This is a genomic window from Capnocytophaga sputigena, from assembly GCF_002302495.1.
Taxonomy (GTDB): Bacteria; Bacteroidota; Bacteroidia; order Flavobacteriales; family Flavobacteriaceae; genus Capnocytophaga; species Capnocytophaga sputigena.
The window spans coordinates 2345225-2361350 of the sequence record NZ_CP022379.1; the positions used below are offsets into that span (position 1 = coordinate 2345225).

Consider the following 16126-nt stretch of genomic DNA (forward strand, 5'->3'; position numbering starts at 1 on the left):
TTAAATTATCAACTAACAAATTAAAAGATTAAACAAATGAAAAAAATGTCATCTAAGCTACTTCTAGTAGCAATGTTAATTTTAAACGTAGCTATGGTTAGTGCTCAGGAAGCAGCTGAAGCAGCGCAACAAAGTAAAGGCTTCCACCAAGTGTTTAAAGAGCGTTTCATTGAAGGTGGTCCTGCCTATATGGCTCCTATCTTGCTCTGTTTGATCATCGGTTTGGCAGTAGCTATCGAGAGAATTATTTACCTCAATTTAGCAACTACAAATTCTAAAAAATTGATCGCTGATATCGAGCAAGCTCTTGATAGCAAAGGTCTTGAAGCAGCTAAAGAAGTATGTCGTGATACTAAAGGACCTGTAGCTTCTATTTTCTATCAAGGTTTAGACCGCGCTTCTGAAGGTATTGATATGGTTGAAAAATCAGTAGTATCTTATGGTGGTGTTCAAATGGGACAATTAGAGAAAAACGTTTCTTGGATTTCTCTCTTTATCTCTATCGCACCGATGTTAGGGTTTATGGGTACCGTAATCGGTATGATCGAAGCGTTCGATAAAATTAGTACAGCTGGTGGTTTGGATGCTTCTTTGATCGCTGGTGATATCAAGGTTGCCTTGCTTACTACCGTATTCGGTTTGATCGTTGCGATGATCCTTCAAGTATTCTATAACTACATTATTGCTAAAATCGACGCTATCGTAAACGATATGGAAGATGCTTCTATCTCTCTTATCGACCTTTTAGTAGCAAGAAAAATTAAATAATTTACTCACCCATTAAATAACTTTTAGTATGTATAAAATAGCAAAATACGCAGCAATAGCTTTAGGCGTAGTGGGTGTAGTATTATGGGCAGTTATGTCTTTCAATAGTGATAAAGACCCCAATACACTTGATTACACTAATGCTTTCTATGCTGCTCAGCAAGCTCTTTTGGTATTAACCTATGTTTTATTAGGTATTACCCTCGCTGCAGTACTTATTTCAGCAGGAATGAACATCGCTTCATCTCCTAAAGCTCTTAAGAAAACGCTTATCTATACTGGTGGTTTCGTAGTGGTTCTTCTTTTAGGTTATGTCTTCTCTTCAGGAGCTGCAGAGCCTAATGCAAGTGAAGATGTGAAAAAAGCTAGCGAATCCGTAAGAAAATGGGTAAGCACAGGTCTAATCGCTTTATATATATTGGTAGCTGTTGCGGTAGGAGCTCTTATCGCTTCCAATGTGAAAAAAGCACTAATGAAATAAAAAATTATGGCAAGACGTTCAATACCTGAGGTAAATGCAGGATCTATGGCCGATATTGCTTTCCTTTTGTTGATATTCTTCTTGGTAACAACAACCATTGAAAGTAATACAGGGATCACTGTAAAATTACCTCCTAAACCACAAGAAAATACGCCACCACCTCCACCAGTGAAGGAGAAAAATGTATTGGTAGTGGTAGTGAATAAAAACAATCAGTTGTTAGTAAACAACCAATTGAAGGAACTTAAAGACGTTAAACAAACAGCTATTGACTTTTTAGATAACAATGGTGATGGTACCTGCGCTCATTGTAAAGGTAAACGTGATCCATTATCTTCTGATAACCCAGATAAAGCTGTTATCTCTTTGCGTAACGACCGTGAAACTTCGTACAAAACTTATATAGCTGTACAGAACGAACTCATTGCAGCTTATAACGAACTCCGCGAACGTGAACGCCAAAAGAAATTCCCTAACGAGGTTCCTTATGTTCAAATTGAAGAAGAGTTCAACGCGGCTCGTACTCCTCAAGCACGTAAAGACCACCTTGAACCTATTATCTTGGAACTACAAAAACGCTTCCCAAGAAAACTTATAGAAACCGCGCCTAAAAAGCACTAAAAACTAAAGAGAATATGTCAAAATTTACTAAAAAGAAAAGTGGTGAAGTACCTCCAGTTTCTACGGCTTCTTTGCCTGACATTATCTTTATGCTTTTGTTTTTCTTTATGACTGTAACAGAATCAAAAGATAGTGACTTGATGGTGCAGAATAAGTTGCCCGTAGCCGATCAAATTCAAAAATTGGACAAAAAAGACCCTGTAGTATATATCTATGCTGGTAAACCCCTTCCTAAATATCAATCTAAGTTTGGGGCTAATGCCAAAATTCAAGTAAATGATAAATTTATAGACGTTTCCGAAGTAAGCCACTATATCCTTAACTATAGAGAAGGTTTGCGTGACGCTCTTAAAGACGTTTATATCACTGCCTTGAAAGTAGATGCTGATACTAATATGGGACTTGTGAGTGATATTCGTGAGCAATTGCAAGAAATAAACGCTTTGAAACTCAACTATATCGCTCGTCAAGGGTCTCCTTTGAATCAAAAATAGAAACTTTTTTAAACTTTCTATCATAAAAAAAGACACATAAAACTATGTGTCTTTTTTTGTTATTCTCAAAATTAATATTACCTTTGCACTATTAAAACATTTTAATAGTAAATATTTATGAAAAAAATTATCTTATTTTTTGGATTACTTCTCTCTGCAGGAGTAGCCTCAGCTCAATCAGCTGGTGATGTACAAATCAATGGTGGGATAGGCTATTCTGGTCCTGGCTTTATGGTTTATGGCTCCGCCGATTTCGGTGTTGCTGATAAAATCACCATTGGTGGTGAACTCTTTTACCGCGGTAGAAATTATGGTAATGTAAAATACAATAGCATTGGCTTTTTAGCTAATGGTAATTACCACTTTGCTAAACATATCAAAGGAATCCCTTCAAATGTAGATTTCTATGGCGGTTTGTCATTAGGCTATTACAACTGGTCTAATAATAGAAATAATTGGTACTATGATAGTCCTTACTACGATTCAGGATTTGCGGTACGCCTCCAAACAGGTGGTCGTTACTTCTTTACCGAAAACTTCGGTGTGAATGCTGAACTATTTGTAGAACACAACTCTTTCGCTGCAGGTGGTTTCAAAGCTGGGGTTACCTATAGATTCTAAAACTTATTTTTGTACTTTATACATTAAGAGGCTATACTCTATGCGAGTATAGCCTCTTTTGTCGCTTTAATTTCTTTTCAAAAAATATTCTTTAAACAATCGCAGTTGCCCATACTCATATCTCCTTTGAGTCTTTTCAATTATTCCTGCCAAAGAACTGAGATCTTCCTCAGCAGTAAATAGTTCGTTTAATTCCTTAATAGCTTCTGTAGTGAAAATTGCCTCTACAATATCTATTGGTAAAACTTCCCTTTCTATCAACTTGCCTAAATGTCCATAGATAGTTCCTTCAGTAAGCATACGTTCTTTAGCTATCTCGGCTACTGTTTTGTTCTGTTGCCATAATTGCAATGTGATGTCATAAGTAGAAATCTTTTCTTTCTTCTCTTTTTTAGATTTCTCTTCTTGAATGCTTATTTTAGGCGGATTGGTGAACAATTGTTCATTTTTCAAAGTAGTATATACTCTCTCCATTAGCTGGTTGCGCATTGCTTCCATTTTCTTAGGTTGTATATTTTCTTTGCTAAAAGGTTCTTGTTTTTCTAACAGCACTACCATTTGCTCTAAACGGAATAGTTTCTTAATGAGTTCTGTGAGACTATCGTCTAACTCTTTCAATTCTTTGCTAAACTCTTTTACTTTCTTCAGTCCTGCTACTTTGGTTTCTACATATAACAATTCGTACCATATCGTTTCTAATAGCGGACTAAAATAGGCAACAGCTTTCTGTATTCTCTCAAAAATTGTTTGTATAGGAGTTGGATTTTGGAAATAGCCTAATAGTTGCTTGCTGAATTTTTCAGATACAGCCACAAGCCCTTTAACTCGCTCATATTGCTGCATTGCCCAGCCTTTGTAGGCGTTTTTGTTGCCCAAATCACCTATGTAGTTATGGCTATGGGTGTACCATTCTTCTAATAAAGGCTGCCAATTAAAAGTTTTCAGTATGTATTCTTTCAAAAAGTCTATTCTACCCTCACGGCAGGCTTGTTGCAATTCCTCTTCAGTAGCTTTATTGTCGGCGTAGTCTATCACTTTCTCATCGTTATCAATGCCGTTTTGCATTACCGATGACAATAGTACTAATCCATCTAAAGAACGCAAGCGAGAGAATGCCACATAAGCTTGCCCAGAAGCAAATACACTTGCTAAGTCTAACACTGCTTTTTCAAAAGTCAGCCCCTGACTCTTATGTATGGTAATCGCCCACGCCAATCGCAAAGGGTATTGAGTGAAAGTGCCTAAACATTCTTCTTCAATATCTTTGGTTGTGTCGTTCACTTTGTAGCGTACGTTTTCCCATTCGTAACGCTCTACATCAATAGTGATGCCATCGTCTAAAGCAACGCTCACTTCTTTCTCACCAAGAGCTACCACGGTTCCCATTTTTCCGTTAAAAAATAGGTGTTCTCCTGAGGGGTCATTCTTGATAAACATCACTCTGGCGCCTTCTTTTAGCTGAATTACCTTTTCAATAGGGTAGAGATATTCAGGAAAATCGCCTACCACATCGGCTTCGTAACTGAATAGGGGAGAGGGGAGTTTTTCTAACTCCTCTTGGTTCATTGCATCGGCTTTATTGTTGTGAGTGGTGAGGGTAATATACTCATTTTTGTGCTGTTTGGCAAACTCTGGTTGCACGTGTGAAGCCAATTGTCGCAAATCTTCTTGGGTGAGTTTATTGTCCCTCAGGTGATTGAGTATAGAAATGAACACCCCATCGGTTTGGCGGTATATTTTTTCAAGCTCTATATACAGCAGTGGGTGCTGGGTGATTACTTGTGATTGGAAAAAGTACATTCCTGTGTAGTAATGTTTTAGCACCTCCCATTCTTCTTGTTTTACTACGGGCGGCAATTGCAGTAAATCGCCTATAAAAAGCACTTGTGCCCCTCCAAAAGGTCGCCTATCCTTGCGGATAAACTGCATCATATAATCCATCGCGTCTAACACATCGGCGCGTAACATACTCACCTCGTCTACAATTAGCAGTTCCATATTCTTGATAACTTGCTGTTTGTTGCGATGCATTTGGAAGTGTTTTTTTAGTGATTGTCGGTTTTCAAACCTAAAAAACTCATTGGCTATAGGCGGATTTTCAAAGGTAGGCAAAAATGAAGCAAAAGGCAGCTGAAATTGAGAGTGAATAGTAACTCCTCGCGCATTGAGTGCTGCTATTCCCGTAGGGGCAACCACCACTGTGTTTTTATAGCTGGTCTCTATGATTTTGTGAAGCAAAGTAGTTTTTCCAGTTCCTGCTTTTCCCGTTAAAAAAATATTTCTATTGGTTTCGTTGATAAGTGTAAGAATACGCTCTTCCATACTCTTGTTCGGCTGATGTAGTTTTATGAGCACAAAAGTATAAAATATTTTGTGAAATAAAAAAAATAAACTACCTTTGCCACAAAAGATTAGAAATTGAACTATGAATACACCTGTATCAGAAGAAAACTTAGAAATAGTTAAAAAGGTACTTACCAAATACTTAGAAGATAACGGGCATCGCAAAACTCCTGAAAGATATGCCATCGTAAAGGAAATTTACGAGTATAATGATCATTTCGACATAGAAACGCTCTATGCCAATATGAAAGATAAAAAATACCGAGTGAGTAGAGCAACCCTCTACAATACTATCGAACTACTATTAGAATGTGGTTTGGTACGCAAGCACCAGTTCGGGCAAAACCAAGCCTACTACGAAAAATCGTATTTCGATCGTCAGCACGATCATATTATTCTTACCGATACAGGAGAGATTGTAGAGTTCTGCGACCCTCGTATCCAAACTATCCAAAAAACAATAGAAGAAGTATTTAACATCAATATTACCAATCACTCTCTTTATTTCTACGGTACACGCAGAACCGATACCGCCCCAACCCAAGAGAGTACTACAACTAAATAATCAAACAAAATGGCAGTAGATTTATTATTAGGTCTTCAGTGGGGAGACGAAGGAAAAGGAAAAATCGTAGACGTCCTCACCCAAAACTACGATATCATTGCTCGCTTTCAAGGAGGACCCAATGCTGGTCATACTCTCGAGTTCAATGGTATCAAGCACGTGTTACACACCATTCCATCGGGTATTTTCCACCAAGGTGCAGTGAACATTATAGGCAACGGGGTGGTGATAGATCCTATCATCTTCAAAAAAGAAATAGAAGCACTTGCTCCTTATGAAGTCAATCTGAAAAAAAACTTACTGATTTCGCGAAAAGCTCACCTCATTTTGCCTACCCATCGCCTTTTAGATGCCGCTTCCGAAGCTGCTAAAGGCAAAGCCAAAATAGGCTCTACCCTCAAAGGAATAGGCCCTACTTATATGGATAAAACAGGTCGTAATGGGTTGCGCGTAGGCGATATAGAACTATCTGACTTCAGTGAACGCTATCGCAATCTCACCGATAAACACGAAGAAATGCTCACTAACTATAAGGTGGATATACAATATAACCTTAAAGAATTAGAAGCCGAGTTTTTTGAAGCTGTGAAAGTACTCAAAGAGTTCCAACTCATCGATAGTGAAGAATACCTCTACCAAGCCCTCAAAGCAGGCAAAAAAATACTTGCTGAAGGCGCACAAGGCTCTATGCTCGACATCGATTTTGGTACTTATCCATTTGTAACTTCCTCTAATACTACCGCTGCAGGAGCTTGCACAGGTTTAGGGGTTGCCCCTCGCAGTATCGGCGAGGTGATAGGTATTTTCAAAGCCTATACTACTCGCGTGGGTAGTGGTCCTTTCCCTACTGAATTATTTGATGAAGTAGGCGAAACAATGACCCAAGTAGGTCGTGAATTTGGTGCGACTACCGGTCGCCGCCGCCGTTGTGGTTGGCTTGATTTGGTAGCTCTTAAATACGCCGTACAAGTAAACGGAGTAACCGAACTCACAATGATGAAAGCCGATGTACTCAGCGGTTTTGAAACTCTGAAAGTTTGTACATCGTATTTATACAAAGGGAAAGAAATCAAGCATTTGCCTTATAATATCGAAGAACAGAACGTAACGCCTGTCTATACCGAACTCAAAGGCTGGCATCAAGATCTCACAAAGCTCAACTCCTATGAGCAACTCCCTAAAGAACTATTGGATTACATCAGTTTCTTAGAAAAGGAATTAGAAGTACCTATCAAAGTAGTATCTGTAGGACCTGATAGAACACAAACCATTATGAGATAATAAAAAAGGCTATTCTTAAGAATAGCCTTTTTTGTGTTTTTAAGTTACCGCTTATTTGATAAAAGTGAATCCTTCAAAAGATTTTCCTACGATAGGAAGCGGTTTTTTCTCTTCTTTTATAGCATTAATCAATCCAAAGATGAATAATACCAAAAGAACAATCCATAATACTGTACCTACTAAGGCTAAAGATTCTGAAACTCTTAAAAGAATTTGAATTACAATACCAAAAACAAAGGTTATAAGGAAAAGTCCAAAACCTTGTCTAAGGTGATAGATAGATTTATCATCTTTAGTGCCTGCAAAAAAGGCAATTAGCCAGCCAATCAAGCCAAAATAGCTTAAAATTGAAGTTACTTTACTACTCATAAACTGATTTTGTTTTATTTAAAAATTAATTTGCTGCAAAATTAAATAATATTTTCAATATTAGAAAATAAAAATGAAAAATAATTAACCCAATTAATATCTTAACAGTTTTGATTAAAGAAACTATAATATGCTACCTCTTACTTCTTGCCTAAAAAAGTAGAAATATTTTTGTTTTCTAAATTAAAAGTTGTACATTTGTAGCGAAAAACTAATTGTATAGAAAAATAACTATGGAAAAAACAGTTAAAAGATTCTTAGACGTTATTCTCAACCAAGCTACCCCTCTTATTGCAAGCCTCAACAAAGGCGTTAGCGAAGCACAAATCGCTGCCTTTGAAAATGAAATGGGTATTACACTCCCCACAGAGGTAAAACAATTATATCAAAATTTCAACGGACAAAAAGAAGGTGAAAACGATAGTTTCTTTTTAGATGGAATGCGCTTTATCCCTTTAGAAGAAATCAAACGCACTCAGCAACATTGGCTCGAACAGTTGGAAAGTGTTCCTAATTGGCAATCTCTCCACTTCGATAAAGAAGAAGCTATTGATATGTGCTGGGATGGGGTACTAAAAAATCAATTCTATAACCCTAAATGGATTCCATTCCTCTCCAATGGTGCACGCTTTATGTTCATCGACCTCGACCCTGATAAAGAAGGTGTTGTTGGACAAATAGGCGAAATAGATTTGGTGCTTGATTCTATCGAAGATTCTTTTATGGATTTAGAATGCGACTCTATGGAAGATTGGCTTGAATTCCTTACGGATGATATCGAACAAGGAATCGTGTACTACGACAACGAAATGCACTCCCTCATCGATGCAGTTGATTTTGACGAAGAAAATGATATACCTAATATTTTCGCTCCTACCCCTGATTATGTATCCGAAGGTGGCTCTAATGTCTATAACTATTCCGAAAAAGACCGTAGTGATTTCGTATTCCCCGATCGCTCTTGTGTGTATATGGACGAGATTTGCGACCATTTCGAGAAATATATCGGCAAAATAGATAGTGTGTTCCACGAACTCATCTCAGAGTACGTACATATTGATGTACATTGGATTAAACCTACCCCCGAAACGCCTTACCACGTACTATTTACCACCGGTATGAGCGATTATCCTATGTATTTGCCCGAAGGTTTGGAAGACCCGAACGATTATAGCCACGCCGAGTTAATGGTTTATCTCCCCGAAAGCTGGCCTATCAGCGATGAGGCTTTTAAGGACGACGATAACTATTGGCCTGTGTACTTCCTTAAAATGATAGCGCGTTTTCCTCACCAATACAAAACGTGGATGGCTGAAGGGCACACTATCCCTAACGGTCCTGATGCCGAGCCTATCGCCAACACCGATTTTGGGTGCATCCTGCTGATGCCTCCTTACTTATCGGCTCCTCAAGATTTCTTGAAACTACAAGCCAAAGACGGTACAATTATCAATTTCTACAGTATTTTGCCTATCTATCCAGAAGAAATGGATTTGAAATTAGAAGAAGGAGTAGATGAACTTCTCAACCTTTTTGATGAGTACGAAATCTCTGAAGTAATAGATATTCACCGCAAAAATGTAGCGTTATAAACATAAAAAAACAGATGAAATCTCTTGAGGTTTCATCTGTTTTTCTTTAATATCTCTGCCAGCATCTTCTTGGCTCTTAGCAGGGTAATCTTCACACTGCTCATCGGAGATTGCATTTCTTCGGCAATCTCTTTATAACTTTTCTCGTGCAGGTATCTCAGTTGTATAGCCGTTCTGTAAGGTTCTTTCAGTTGCTTGATGCTTTTTAAAAGGTAGTCGAATTGTTGCTCCATTATGAGGCTATCTTCTATAATAGGAGTCTCATCTATCAGTGTTTTAGATTGTTTTTCCTCTCGGTCTAAATGCAACAGTGTTTCATTCTGTTTTCTAAGGTTATCTATATGAATATTTTTAGAAATAGTGATGAGCCAAGTGCGGAAAGAGTAATGTTCGTCGTAAGTATGCAGCTTGTCAAACGCTTTAGCAAAGGTTTGTATGCTAATATCCTCTGCTTCTACTTCATCATTCACGCGCTTGAGCTGAAAGTTGTACACATCAGTCCAAAACTCATCAAGCAACCAGCTAAAAGCTCGTTGCTTCCCTGCTTTTGCAGCGGCTATATTTTCAGCTACTGCCTCTGCCATTACTTATTATTTCTGCACTCTTGTTCATCGGGTAAGCGACCGCAGAAGCTGCAAGCCTCTCCCTCAGGATTCAAATGTGGATTTTGGCTTGCACAAGTGCCAGCGAACTTACCACCTTTCTTGCCCCAAATCTTAATTGCCATACCAGCTACACATAGCAGTAATATACCAATAGTTAATAATATTAATTTCATTTTTTAGTTATTTAAGATTAAAAAGAGACTCTACAGATGGAACTCTCTCACAAGTAAAACCTTCCGCAAAATCTGTACCAATTAGCCTACCCAAATCGCGTGCTCTGTAAGTAACGCTATCCAAAAAATTCTTATCCGAAATAGGGGTAGTAGGTTCATTGCTATTGCTGTCGTAAAACTGAGAGCCGTACGCTAACACAGCATTCACTTTGGCTTCCATAAATCCTGTGATATCTACCACAAAATCAGGGACTATGTTCTTCCACTGAATGTAATGATACACCACTTTAGGTCGCCAAGCTGTTTGTGCTACGCCATCGAGAGTAGTTTCGATGCGGCGCAAACCGCTGAGAAAACAAGCATCACTCACGAGTTTGCTACCTTTGCCGTGGTCGATATGGCGGTCGTCTATGGCGTTGCAAAGCACTATATCAGGTTGATATTGGCGTATTTTCTTGATAATCTCTATTTGGTGAGCTTCATCATTTACAAAAAATCCATCGCGGAATTTTAAATTTTCGCGTATGCTTACCCCTAATAATTCTTTGGCTTTAGTCGCTTCTTGGTGACGTATTTCAGCACTGCCACGTGTGCCCAATTCCCCTTGAGTCAGGTCGATAATGCCCACACTTCTGCCTAAACTAATCTCTTTGGCAATGGTGCCTGCTGCCCCTAATTCTACATCATCGGGGTGCGCTCCAAAAGCTAATATATCTAATTTCATCTTGTTACTTGTTAATTATTATTTGTTAATTGTTACTTGTTAATTGTTTTCTGTATTTCAGCTGCAATTTTATCTAACATCTCATATCTACTGCGATAAAGAGACCGTTTGCTCGATTTGATTTCTTCCATAGACTTACGTTGCATTTGAATGGGTAGTTTGAACCATCCATCTTTATCGAGAGAGCCATCGGCTTCTTTCCATAAAGTATCATAGCTAAAACTGAGTTTGTGCAACCATTCTATATGGATAAAGTGCTTTTTATTATGAGCCTGAATTTTACTGCCTACCCCATAGAGAGCACTAAATCCTAACTGTCGGCTAAACTCCTGAATAATAAATATCATCAAAGCTTTAGGACGAAGAGCATACATTTGTTTTTGTAGTTCTTTGATAGCATTCTCAGTTTCGGCACTTTTGTTGCCTTGCACGCAACCTATACGGCATACCCATTCTTCATTTTCTTTATCAATCACAAACGAGGCTTCACAGATAGCCTCTTGATAACTATCACAATGTAGTGAAACAACTAATTCGCCCTCTTTGCGGTAGCGATCATTATGACCTAAATAGATTTGTCCTTTCTCGCCATTGTATTTCATTGTAAACTCAGCCAGTTTAATGGGAGTTTCTGTTTCTACCATACGTTTTAGCAAAGGTCGTTGTTTGATAAAAGCATAACAATTAATCAAGGCATTCATCCGTTGTTGTTTTGTCCACCTTGTAGACATATACACTCTAAAAGGCTTAAAATAGAAACGCGGACGTTGTGAAAGCACCCATCTATACTCTTCTGATTGTATCAAACTAAACCATTTTTTAGCAAATGGAATGTTTAATAGAGTATGGAAGAGTATCTTGTTCTTTTGCTTTTTAATGTATTTGGGATGCTCCTTGGCAAAGCCTTGTTCTGTGAGTGTAAGGGCATCGTGTAGCAACTCTTTTATCGTCATTAATTCTCAATTGTCAATTGTTTATAGAGACTTGTTTTCCAGCCTTTTTTATCTACATATTGCAATAACTGCTCAAAACGTGCTATCATCTGCTTACCACTATTACGCATTACGTACGTTGGAAAATTGAATTCTTTTTGGTGTAAATTGGTGAATTCCCAAGGGTGGAAGTACAAAGTAGCATAGCCCGTAGAGGCTACACATCTATTTAGCAAAAACTTATAAATCCACAAGGGGAAATTGTGAAATGATAGCCAAAATAGAGGAACTCTAAACCAACTCACTGCCGTAGGGATTTGCCATAAGCCATTTTCGTTGAAAAATCGCTTTGGCACGTGTAATTTGTTGTACCTCCCTGGTAAAAATGTAGGGTTTACCGATGAATTGTAGTGATATCCGGCTTTTTTTACCTCCTCAGCACTTACTTCGAGCATTCTCGGCATACGCAATCCCTCAATAGTTACCCCAAATTGCTTTTCTAAAGCCTCTTTAGAGCTTTTGAGGTGCGTATTCTCAAACTCGGAATGGTAATAAGTGTGTGAGGCTAATTCGTGCCCTTCGCTGAGAAGTCGCTCTATAAGGTCGGGCACTTGCTGAGCAAAGACTACTGTTGAAAAAAAAGTAGCCTTGGCGTTGTGTTTTTTGAGTAGGTTTAATATAGCGGTAAGCCCCTCGCGTGAAATGGCTATTTGTCGCTCGAAAGCAATGTCGTAGCCGTATTCTTTGGGCATATCAAACTCTTCTATGTCGAAACTTAAATAAATCATTTTTATAGTAATTAGTTTCCTCTGTAAGTAGAATAACCATATGGAGATAATGTAATCGGGATGTGATAATGTTGATTATCTTTTATCTCAAAAACTACTTCTATAAAGGGGTAAAATGTTTTTTGTTTCAATTTTTCAAAATAAGGAGTAATATAAAAAGTGAGTTTATAAACCCCATTATTATTTTTATTAGATTCTTCTTTCAAAAAATCTTTAATTCTCCCATTGTTATCTGTGTATTTTTCATCTATCAATACCCAGTTTTGATTTTTATCTTGCTTAGATAGAGCTATCTTTACATTTGGAGCAGGTTTGCCTTGTGAAATATCTAAAATATGACTTGATAATTGATATTTCTCTTGTGCTTGAATAAATGTGCTAAAAAGTATTAACAATATTAGAATTGGATTTCTCATTTTTATGTGTTTTTATTTACAATTTTTCTTCTTGAATAATATAACAAGGTCGGTCTTTAGTTTGTTTAAAGATTTTTCCTATATAAATACCTATGATACCTAAAATGATGAGTTGTAACCCGCCAAAGAAAACAATCGTCATAATCAGTGAAGCCCACCCCGATATTTCAGTACCACTTGCAAAGGCGTATATCACGTAAGGAATGTACAATAGTGATAGGGCAGAGAATGCAAAGCCTAAAAATACAGCGAAATATAAGGGTTTGATGCTGAAAGCCGTAACACCTGTAATCGCTAATTGTAGCATCTTCTTAACGGTGTATTTACTTTCACCTGCAAAACGAGAAGCTGCAGTGTAAGGGATATAAGTTTGGCGGAATCCTACCCAAGGCACGATGCCTCGCAAGAAAGGTTCGTCCTCTTTCATAGAGCGAATGACCTTTACCACCGATTGGTCTAAGAGTCTAAAATCAGCTGAACCTTCTTTGATTTCTATATCCGAAAGCAAATTGAGAAGTTTGTAAAACTGTTGAGAGCTTTTTTGTTTCTTTTTAGGAGTATCAGCGGGATAAGTGCGCAAAGTTGCCACTACTTGATAGCCTTCTTCCCATTTGGCAATAAGCTCGGGCAAAAGGGTAGGGGGGTGCTGCAGGTCGCAATCCATAGAAATAACAGCATCAGCAAACGAGTGGTCTAATCCTGCTTTTACTGCTAATTGATGACCAAAGTTACGCGAAAACGATAGATATTTCACGCGAACATCACTTTCAGCCAAAGATTTAAGCACCTCAAGCGAATTATCGCTGCTGCCGTCGTTTACAAAAAGCAAAGTATAGCTATAATCAGGGAGTTTTTCAGCAAAAACACGCTGTATAGCTTCATATAATGGATGTATATTTTCACTTTCGTTATAACACGGTACTATTATTTCTATTGTTTTCATTTTTCTTATCTCTTACCTGAATAAATAACATTTCATACACTATTGTAAGCCAAATCAAGGTTACAGGTACAGCTCTTAGTGAATACCGGATAATATAAGGTTCTTTCAGCGGTTTGAATAAATCAGTAGGGGAGAGTGAGCCTAACATAGCCAATATCAATAAGGTTATTTTGAGTTTAGGATGGAGCTCACTTACCATAAACCATATCCCAACCCCCACATAAGCTACTATATAAGTGCTATTTTCAGTGCCTGTACTAAACAAACAGAGGAAAATACTCACTGAAGCTAATAACAACAATCTAAAATTGAGGTTTTTGTACTGCTGAATGCGCAAATAAGGTAGCGCAAATAGCCCTAACCCGAGGAGAATGACTATACTGTTGTTGTTATAAATGCCTGTGCGTTGCAAAAAGCCTAAAAGTGATAGGTTTTGCAGGTTGTAAGTGGTGGTATTTAGGTTGGATACATTCTTTTCAGCCAAAGAAGCATACCAATCAAAATATTGAGAAACTACATAATCGGGTGAAGAGTAGAGCATTGGCAAACAAAATAAAATGATGAGCCAAAATAACCCCGACCAAATAAATCGCCATTTGTCCTTAGCAAAGAAGAAAAATGCTAAGCCTACAATGCCATAGAGTTTTGTGAGTGTACCTATTACAATGAGCAAGGTTGCCCAATGACTCTGCCTGCGTTCTATAAACACAAAAGCACCTACTAATAGTGCTATCACGCTGATATTGAACTGTTGCATAGCTGCCGCAGTATACATATCGTGAGCAGCAATGAGCAGTACCGCTATAATCGCCTTTTTAGAGAGAGGCAATTGCCTAATTGCCCAATACAAGAAAGCTGCATTTGCCATTATCCATAAAGTACAACCTATCCACTTGGGTAACAGGGCAAAAGGAGCGATAACTGCACTGAACAAGATGCCGTAATGGTTTGTATCGAAATACTCATCGGGGTAGGGGAGGTAGAGGGGCAATTGCTTGAGGGTGTGCCAAAATACCCCGTCAAAAATTAGATAGTTGTTGAACTTGCCTGCTATCCACACGTTCTGTACCACAGTTGCCAGCGCAAGGGCAAACCATAGTATCGTGATAAAGCGGTAATTTTCAAATAGTTTTTTTAGCATTCCTCTCGGTATTATTTTTCAATCCATTGTGTTACCTCGTCACTCGATGGTAAAGTTTTAGGGTCGATTACCTTTTCTAATTTACCGTCTCGCCCGATGAGGTATTTTTGAAAATTCCATTTTACTTTAGAATCTTCTACACCATTTTTCGATTTCTGGGTAAGAAACTGATATAGAGGGTGCATATTCTTTCCTTTTACTGATATTTTGCTCATCATTGGGAATGTTACTCCATAGTTGATACTGCAAAATGAAGCGATTTGTTCGTTGCTACCAGGTTCTTGTCCCAAAAAATTATTAGCGGGGAATCCTATAATGATAAAATCTTTGTCTTTATACTGCTGATAAAGCGCTTCGAGTTCTTTGTATTGAGGGGTGAGACCGCATTTTGAGGCAGTGTTTACAATCATTACTTTCTTGCCTTTGAGGTCGGCAAGAGCAAAGGGGTTGCCGTTGATATCTTCTACAGTAAACTGATAAATAGTTTGATTATCAGTGCTGTTTTGTGCTTGTAGGTTTTCCATAGTGAGGATGAATAAAGTGATAATAAAAATGAAGTGTTTCATAGAAAAATTAAAATTTGTGGCAAAGTTAAGCAAAAGGTTTGATTTATTAAAGAAAAACTTTATATTTGCCAAAAAATTAATGACTATGTTTTCAGAAAAAGCCTTTAAAATATTTGAAGAAAGTATCGCGCAATACCATATTGCCGATGATGTATATCAGCCTTTTGTAAATCCTTATCCCTCAACCGACTTGCTCAATCACTTGCTTTATCGCAAGAACTGGATTGACACCGTGCAATGGCATTATGAGGATATTATTCGCGACCCACATATCGACCCAGTGGCTGCCCTCGATCTTAAGCGCAAAATTGATGCTTCTAACCAAGATCGCACTGATATGGTAGAGTATATAGATAGTTATTTTTTGGATTTATATAAGGAGGTAAAACCACTTCCTGAGGCTACTATCAACACCGAGAGTCCTGCTTGGGCAGTGGATAGACTTTCGATTTTAGCACTAAAAATCTATCATATGCAGGAAGAAGTAAACCGCCCCGATGCTACCCCTGAGCATCGCGCTAAATGCCAAGAAAAACTGAATGTACTCCTCGAACAGAAAAAAGACCTCTCTACCGCTCTCAACCAGCTTTTAGACGATATTGCCGCAGGTCGCAAGTATATGAAAGTCTATAAACAAATGAAAATGTACAATGATGAGGAATTGAACCCTGTGTTGAGAGGAAGTAAATAATTATTGTACAAT

The 16126-nt window shown here is 38.0% G+C and carries 20 protein-coding genes; 9 read left to right on the forward strand and 11 right to left on the reverse strand.

Going from position 1 to position 16126, the window contains the following annotated elements:
- Positions 1–36: 36 nt before the first annotated feature.
- The 5 genes from CGC57_RS10565 to CGC57_RS10585 all read left to right on the forward strand — a co-directional run bounded on the left by CGC57_RS10565 (position 37) and on the right by CGC57_RS10585 (position 2985).
- Entirely contained in the window at positions 37–768 is a 732-nt protein-coding gene (locus CGC57_RS10565; protein ID WP_095899093.1) for a MotA/TolQ/ExbB proton channel family protein, read from the forward strand.
- 28 nt (positions 769–796) lie between these two features.
- Positions 797–1249: a hypothetical protein gene (locus CGC57_RS10570; RefSeq protein WP_095899094.1), complete on the forward strand. Its 453-nt coding sequence runs from the start codon at positions 797–799 to the stop codon at positions 1247–1249.
- A 6-nt stretch (positions 1250–1255) separates the two neighbouring features.
- Positions 1256–1870 carry an ExbD/TolR family protein gene (locus tag CGC57_RS10575; RefSeq protein WP_095899095.1) on the forward strand — a complete coding sequence of 205 codons (615 nt, stop codon included), beginning with the start codon at positions 1256–1258 and terminating at the stop codon, positions 1868–1870.
- A gap of 14 nt (positions 1871–1884) precedes the next feature.
- Positions 1885–2364 (forward strand): ExbD/TolR family protein, encoded by a 480-nt coding sequence (locus CGC57_RS10580; protein ID WP_002681696.1) that lies wholly within the window; start codon positions 1885–1887, stop codon positions 2362–2364.
- A gap of 117 nt (positions 2365–2481) precedes the next feature.
- Positions 2482–2985: a putative outer membrane beta-barrel protein gene (locus CGC57_RS10585; RefSeq protein WP_002681723.1), complete on the forward strand. Its 504-nt coding sequence runs from the start codon at positions 2482–2484 to the stop codon at positions 2983–2985.
- Between the two features lie 66 nt (positions 2986–3051).
- Here CGC57_RS10585 and CGC57_RS10590 read toward each other — a convergent pair whose 3' ends face one another.
- The gene (locus CGC57_RS10590; protein ID WP_095899096.1) at positions 3052–5307 is read right to left on the reverse strand and encodes a helix-turn-helix domain-containing protein; all 2256 of its coding nucleotides are present in this window, start codon (positions 5305–5307) and stop codon (positions 3052–3054) included.
- A gap of 103 nt (positions 5308–5410) precedes the next feature.
- Here CGC57_RS10590 and CGC57_RS10595 point away from each other — a divergent pair, with 103 nt between their 5' ends.
- The gene (locus CGC57_RS10595) at positions 5411–5893 is read left to right on the forward strand and encodes a Fur family transcriptional regulator (protein WP_040360669.1); all 483 of its coding nucleotides are present in this window, start codon (positions 5411–5413) and stop codon (positions 5891–5893) included.
- A gap of 9 nt (positions 5894–5902) precedes the next feature.
- Entirely contained in the window at positions 5903–7174 is a 1272-nt protein-coding gene (locus CGC57_RS10600) for an adenylosuccinate synthase (protein WP_095899097.1), read from the forward strand.
- Between the two features lie 51 nt (positions 7175–7225).
- Here CGC57_RS10600 and CGC57_RS10605 read toward each other — a convergent pair whose 3' ends face one another.
- Positions 7226–7543 carry a hypothetical protein gene (locus tag CGC57_RS10605; RefSeq protein WP_095899098.1) on the reverse strand — a complete coding sequence of 106 codons (318 nt, stop codon included), beginning with the start codon at positions 7541–7543 and terminating at the stop codon, positions 7226–7228.
- Between the two features lie 233 nt (positions 7544–7776).
- Between CGC57_RS10605 and CGC57_RS10610 the strand changes: the two genes are divergently transcribed.
- Positions 7777–9135: a suppressor of fused domain protein gene (locus tag CGC57_RS10610; protein WP_095899099.1), complete on the forward strand. Its 1359-nt coding sequence runs from the start codon at positions 7777–7779 to the stop codon at positions 9133–9135.
- 32 nt (positions 9136–9167) lie between these two features.
- On the opposite strand, the gene CGC57_RS10615 is transcribed toward CGC57_RS10610, so the two are convergent.
- From CGC57_RS10615 to CGC57_RS10655, 9 genes are read right to left on the reverse strand one after another with little or no spacing between them, the layout of a single operon-like run.
- Positions 9168–9719 carry an RNA polymerase sigma factor gene (locus CGC57_RS10615; RefSeq protein WP_002677557.1) on the reverse strand — a complete coding sequence of 184 codons (552 nt, stop codon included), beginning with the start codon at positions 9717–9719 and terminating at the stop codon, positions 9168–9170.
- Complete coding sequence (locus tag CGC57_RS10620; protein WP_002677630.1) at positions 9719–9913, reverse strand: hypothetical protein; 195 nt, start codon at positions 9911–9913, stop codon at positions 9719–9721. Before CGC57_RS10620 ends, CGC57_RS10615 begins: the two co-directional genes overlap by 1 nt.
- A 7-nt stretch (positions 9914–9920) precedes the next feature.
- Positions 9921–10637, reverse strand: coding sequence for a bacillithiol biosynthesis deacetylase BshB1 (gene bshB1, locus CGC57_RS10625; protein WP_095899100.1), 717 nt, complete (start codon positions 10635–10637; stop codon positions 9921–9923).
- A gap of 32 nt (positions 10638–10669) precedes the next feature.
- Positions 10670–11590, reverse strand: a complete 921-nt coding sequence (locus CGC57_RS10630; RefSeq protein WP_095899101.1) for a VirK/YbjX family protein — start codon at positions 11588–11590, stop codon at positions 10670–10672.
- Positions 11590–12357, reverse strand: a complete 768-nt coding sequence (locus tag CGC57_RS10635; RefSeq protein WP_095899102.1) for a polysaccharide deacetylase family protein — start codon at positions 12355–12357, stop codon at positions 11590–11592. Before CGC57_RS10635 ends, CGC57_RS10630 begins: the two co-directional genes overlap by 1 nt.
- 11 nt (positions 12358–12368) lie before the next feature.
- Positions 12369–12773, reverse strand: a complete 405-nt coding sequence (gene uraH, locus CGC57_RS10640) for a hydroxyisourate hydrolase (protein ID WP_002677529.1) — start codon at positions 12771–12773, stop codon at positions 12369–12371.
- Positions 12774–12789: 16 nt separating this feature from the next.
- Positions 12790–13716 (reverse strand): glycosyltransferase family 2 protein, encoded by a 927-nt coding sequence (locus tag CGC57_RS10645; protein ID WP_095899103.1) that lies wholly within the window; start codon positions 13714–13716, stop codon positions 12790–12792.
- The gene (locus CGC57_RS10650; protein WP_095899104.1) at positions 13682–14857 is read right to left on the reverse strand and encodes a glycosyltransferase family 87 protein; all 1176 of its coding nucleotides are present in this window, start codon (positions 14855–14857) and stop codon (positions 13682–13684) included. The genes CGC57_RS10645 and CGC57_RS10650 overlap by 35 nt, the downstream gene beginning before the upstream one ends.
- 11 nt (positions 14858–14868) lie before the next feature.
- Entirely contained in the window at positions 14869–15423 is a 555-nt protein-coding gene (locus CGC57_RS10655) for a glutathione peroxidase (RefSeq protein ID WP_095899105.1), read from the reverse strand.
- A gap of 85 nt (positions 15424–15508) precedes the next feature.
- Here CGC57_RS10655 and CGC57_RS10660 point away from each other — a divergent pair, with 85 nt between their 5' ends.
- Positions 15509–16114 carry a DUF4254 domain-containing protein gene (locus tag CGC57_RS10660; RefSeq protein ID WP_095899505.1) on the forward strand — a complete coding sequence of 202 codons (606 nt, stop codon included), beginning with the start codon at positions 15509–15511 and terminating at the stop codon, positions 16112–16114.
- Positions 16115–16126: the final 12 nt, after the last annotated feature.

Excerpts from the sequence above, each read along its gene's own strand:
- CGC57_RS10565 (WP_095899093.1), top strand. The coding sequence starts at position 37 with ATGAAAAAAATGTCATCTAAGCTACTTCTAGTAGCAATGTTAATTTTA.
- CGC57_RS10570 (WP_095899094.1), top strand. The coding sequence starts at position 797 with ATGTATAAAATAGCAAAATACGCAGCAATAGCTTTAGGCGTAGTGGGT.
- CGC57_RS10575 (WP_095899095.1), top strand. The coding sequence starts at position 1,256 with ATGGCAAGACGTTCAATACCTGAGGTAAATGCAGGATCTATGGCCGAT.
- CGC57_RS10580 (WP_002681696.1), top strand. The coding sequence starts at position 1,885 with ATGTCAAAATTTACTAAAAAGAAAAGTGGTGAAGTACCTCCAGTTTCT.
- CGC57_RS10585 (WP_002681723.1), top strand. The coding sequence starts at position 2,482 with ATGAAAAAAATTATCTTATTTTTTGGATTACTTCTCTCTGCAGGAGTA.
- CGC57_RS10590 (WP_095899096.1), bottom strand. The coding sequence starts at position 5,307 with ATGGAAGAGCGTATTCTTACACTTATCAACGAAACCAATAGAAATATT.
- CGC57_RS10595 (WP_040360669.1), top strand. The coding sequence starts at position 5,411 with ATGAATACACCTGTATCAGAAGAAAACTTAGAAATAGTTAAAAAGGTA.
- CGC57_RS10600 (WP_095899097.1), top strand. The coding sequence starts at position 5,903 with ATGGCAGTAGATTTATTATTAGGTCTTCAGTGGGGAGACGAAGGAAAA.
- CGC57_RS10605 (WP_095899098.1), bottom strand. The coding sequence starts at position 7,543 with ATGAGTAGTAAAGTAACTTCAATTTTAAGCTATTTTGGCTTGATTGGC.
- CGC57_RS10610 (WP_095899099.1), top strand. The coding sequence starts at position 7,777 with ATGGAAAAAACAGTTAAAAGATTCTTAGACGTTATTCTCAACCAAGCT.
- CGC57_RS10615 (WP_002677557.1), bottom strand. The coding sequence starts at position 9,719 with ATGGCAGAGGCAGTAGCTGAAAATATAGCCGCTGCAAAAGCAGGGAAG.
- CGC57_RS10620 (WP_002677630.1), bottom strand. The coding sequence starts at position 9,913 with ATGAAATTAATATTATTAACTATTGGTATATTACTGCTATGTGTAGCT.
- bshB1 (WP_095899100.1), bottom strand. The coding sequence starts at position 10,637 with ATGAAATTAGATATATTAGCTTTTGGAGCGCACCCCGATGATGTAGAA.
- CGC57_RS10630 (WP_095899101.1), bottom strand. The coding sequence starts at position 11,590 with ATGACGATAAAAGAGTTGCTACACGATGCCCTTACACTCACAGAACAA.
- CGC57_RS10635 (WP_095899102.1), bottom strand. The coding sequence starts at position 12,357 with ATGATTTATTTAAGTTTCGACATAGAAGAGTTTGATATGCCCAAAGAA.
- uraH (WP_002677529.1), bottom strand. The coding sequence starts at position 12,773 with ATGAGAAATCCAATTCTAATATTGTTAATACTTTTTAGCACATTTATT.
- CGC57_RS10645 (WP_095899103.1), bottom strand. The coding sequence starts at position 13,716 with ATGAAAACAATAGAAATAATAGTACCGTGTTATAACGAAAGTGAAAAT.
- CGC57_RS10650 (WP_095899104.1), bottom strand. The coding sequence starts at position 14,857 with ATGCTAAAAAAACTATTTGAAAATTACCGCTTTATCACGATACTATGG.
- CGC57_RS10655 (WP_095899105.1), bottom strand. The coding sequence starts at position 15,423 with ATGAAACACTTCATTTTTATTATCACTTTATTCATCCTCACTATGGAA.
- CGC57_RS10660 (WP_095899505.1), top strand. The coding sequence starts at position 15,509 with ATGTTTTCAGAAAAAGCCTTTAAAATATTTGAAGAAAGTATCGCGCAA.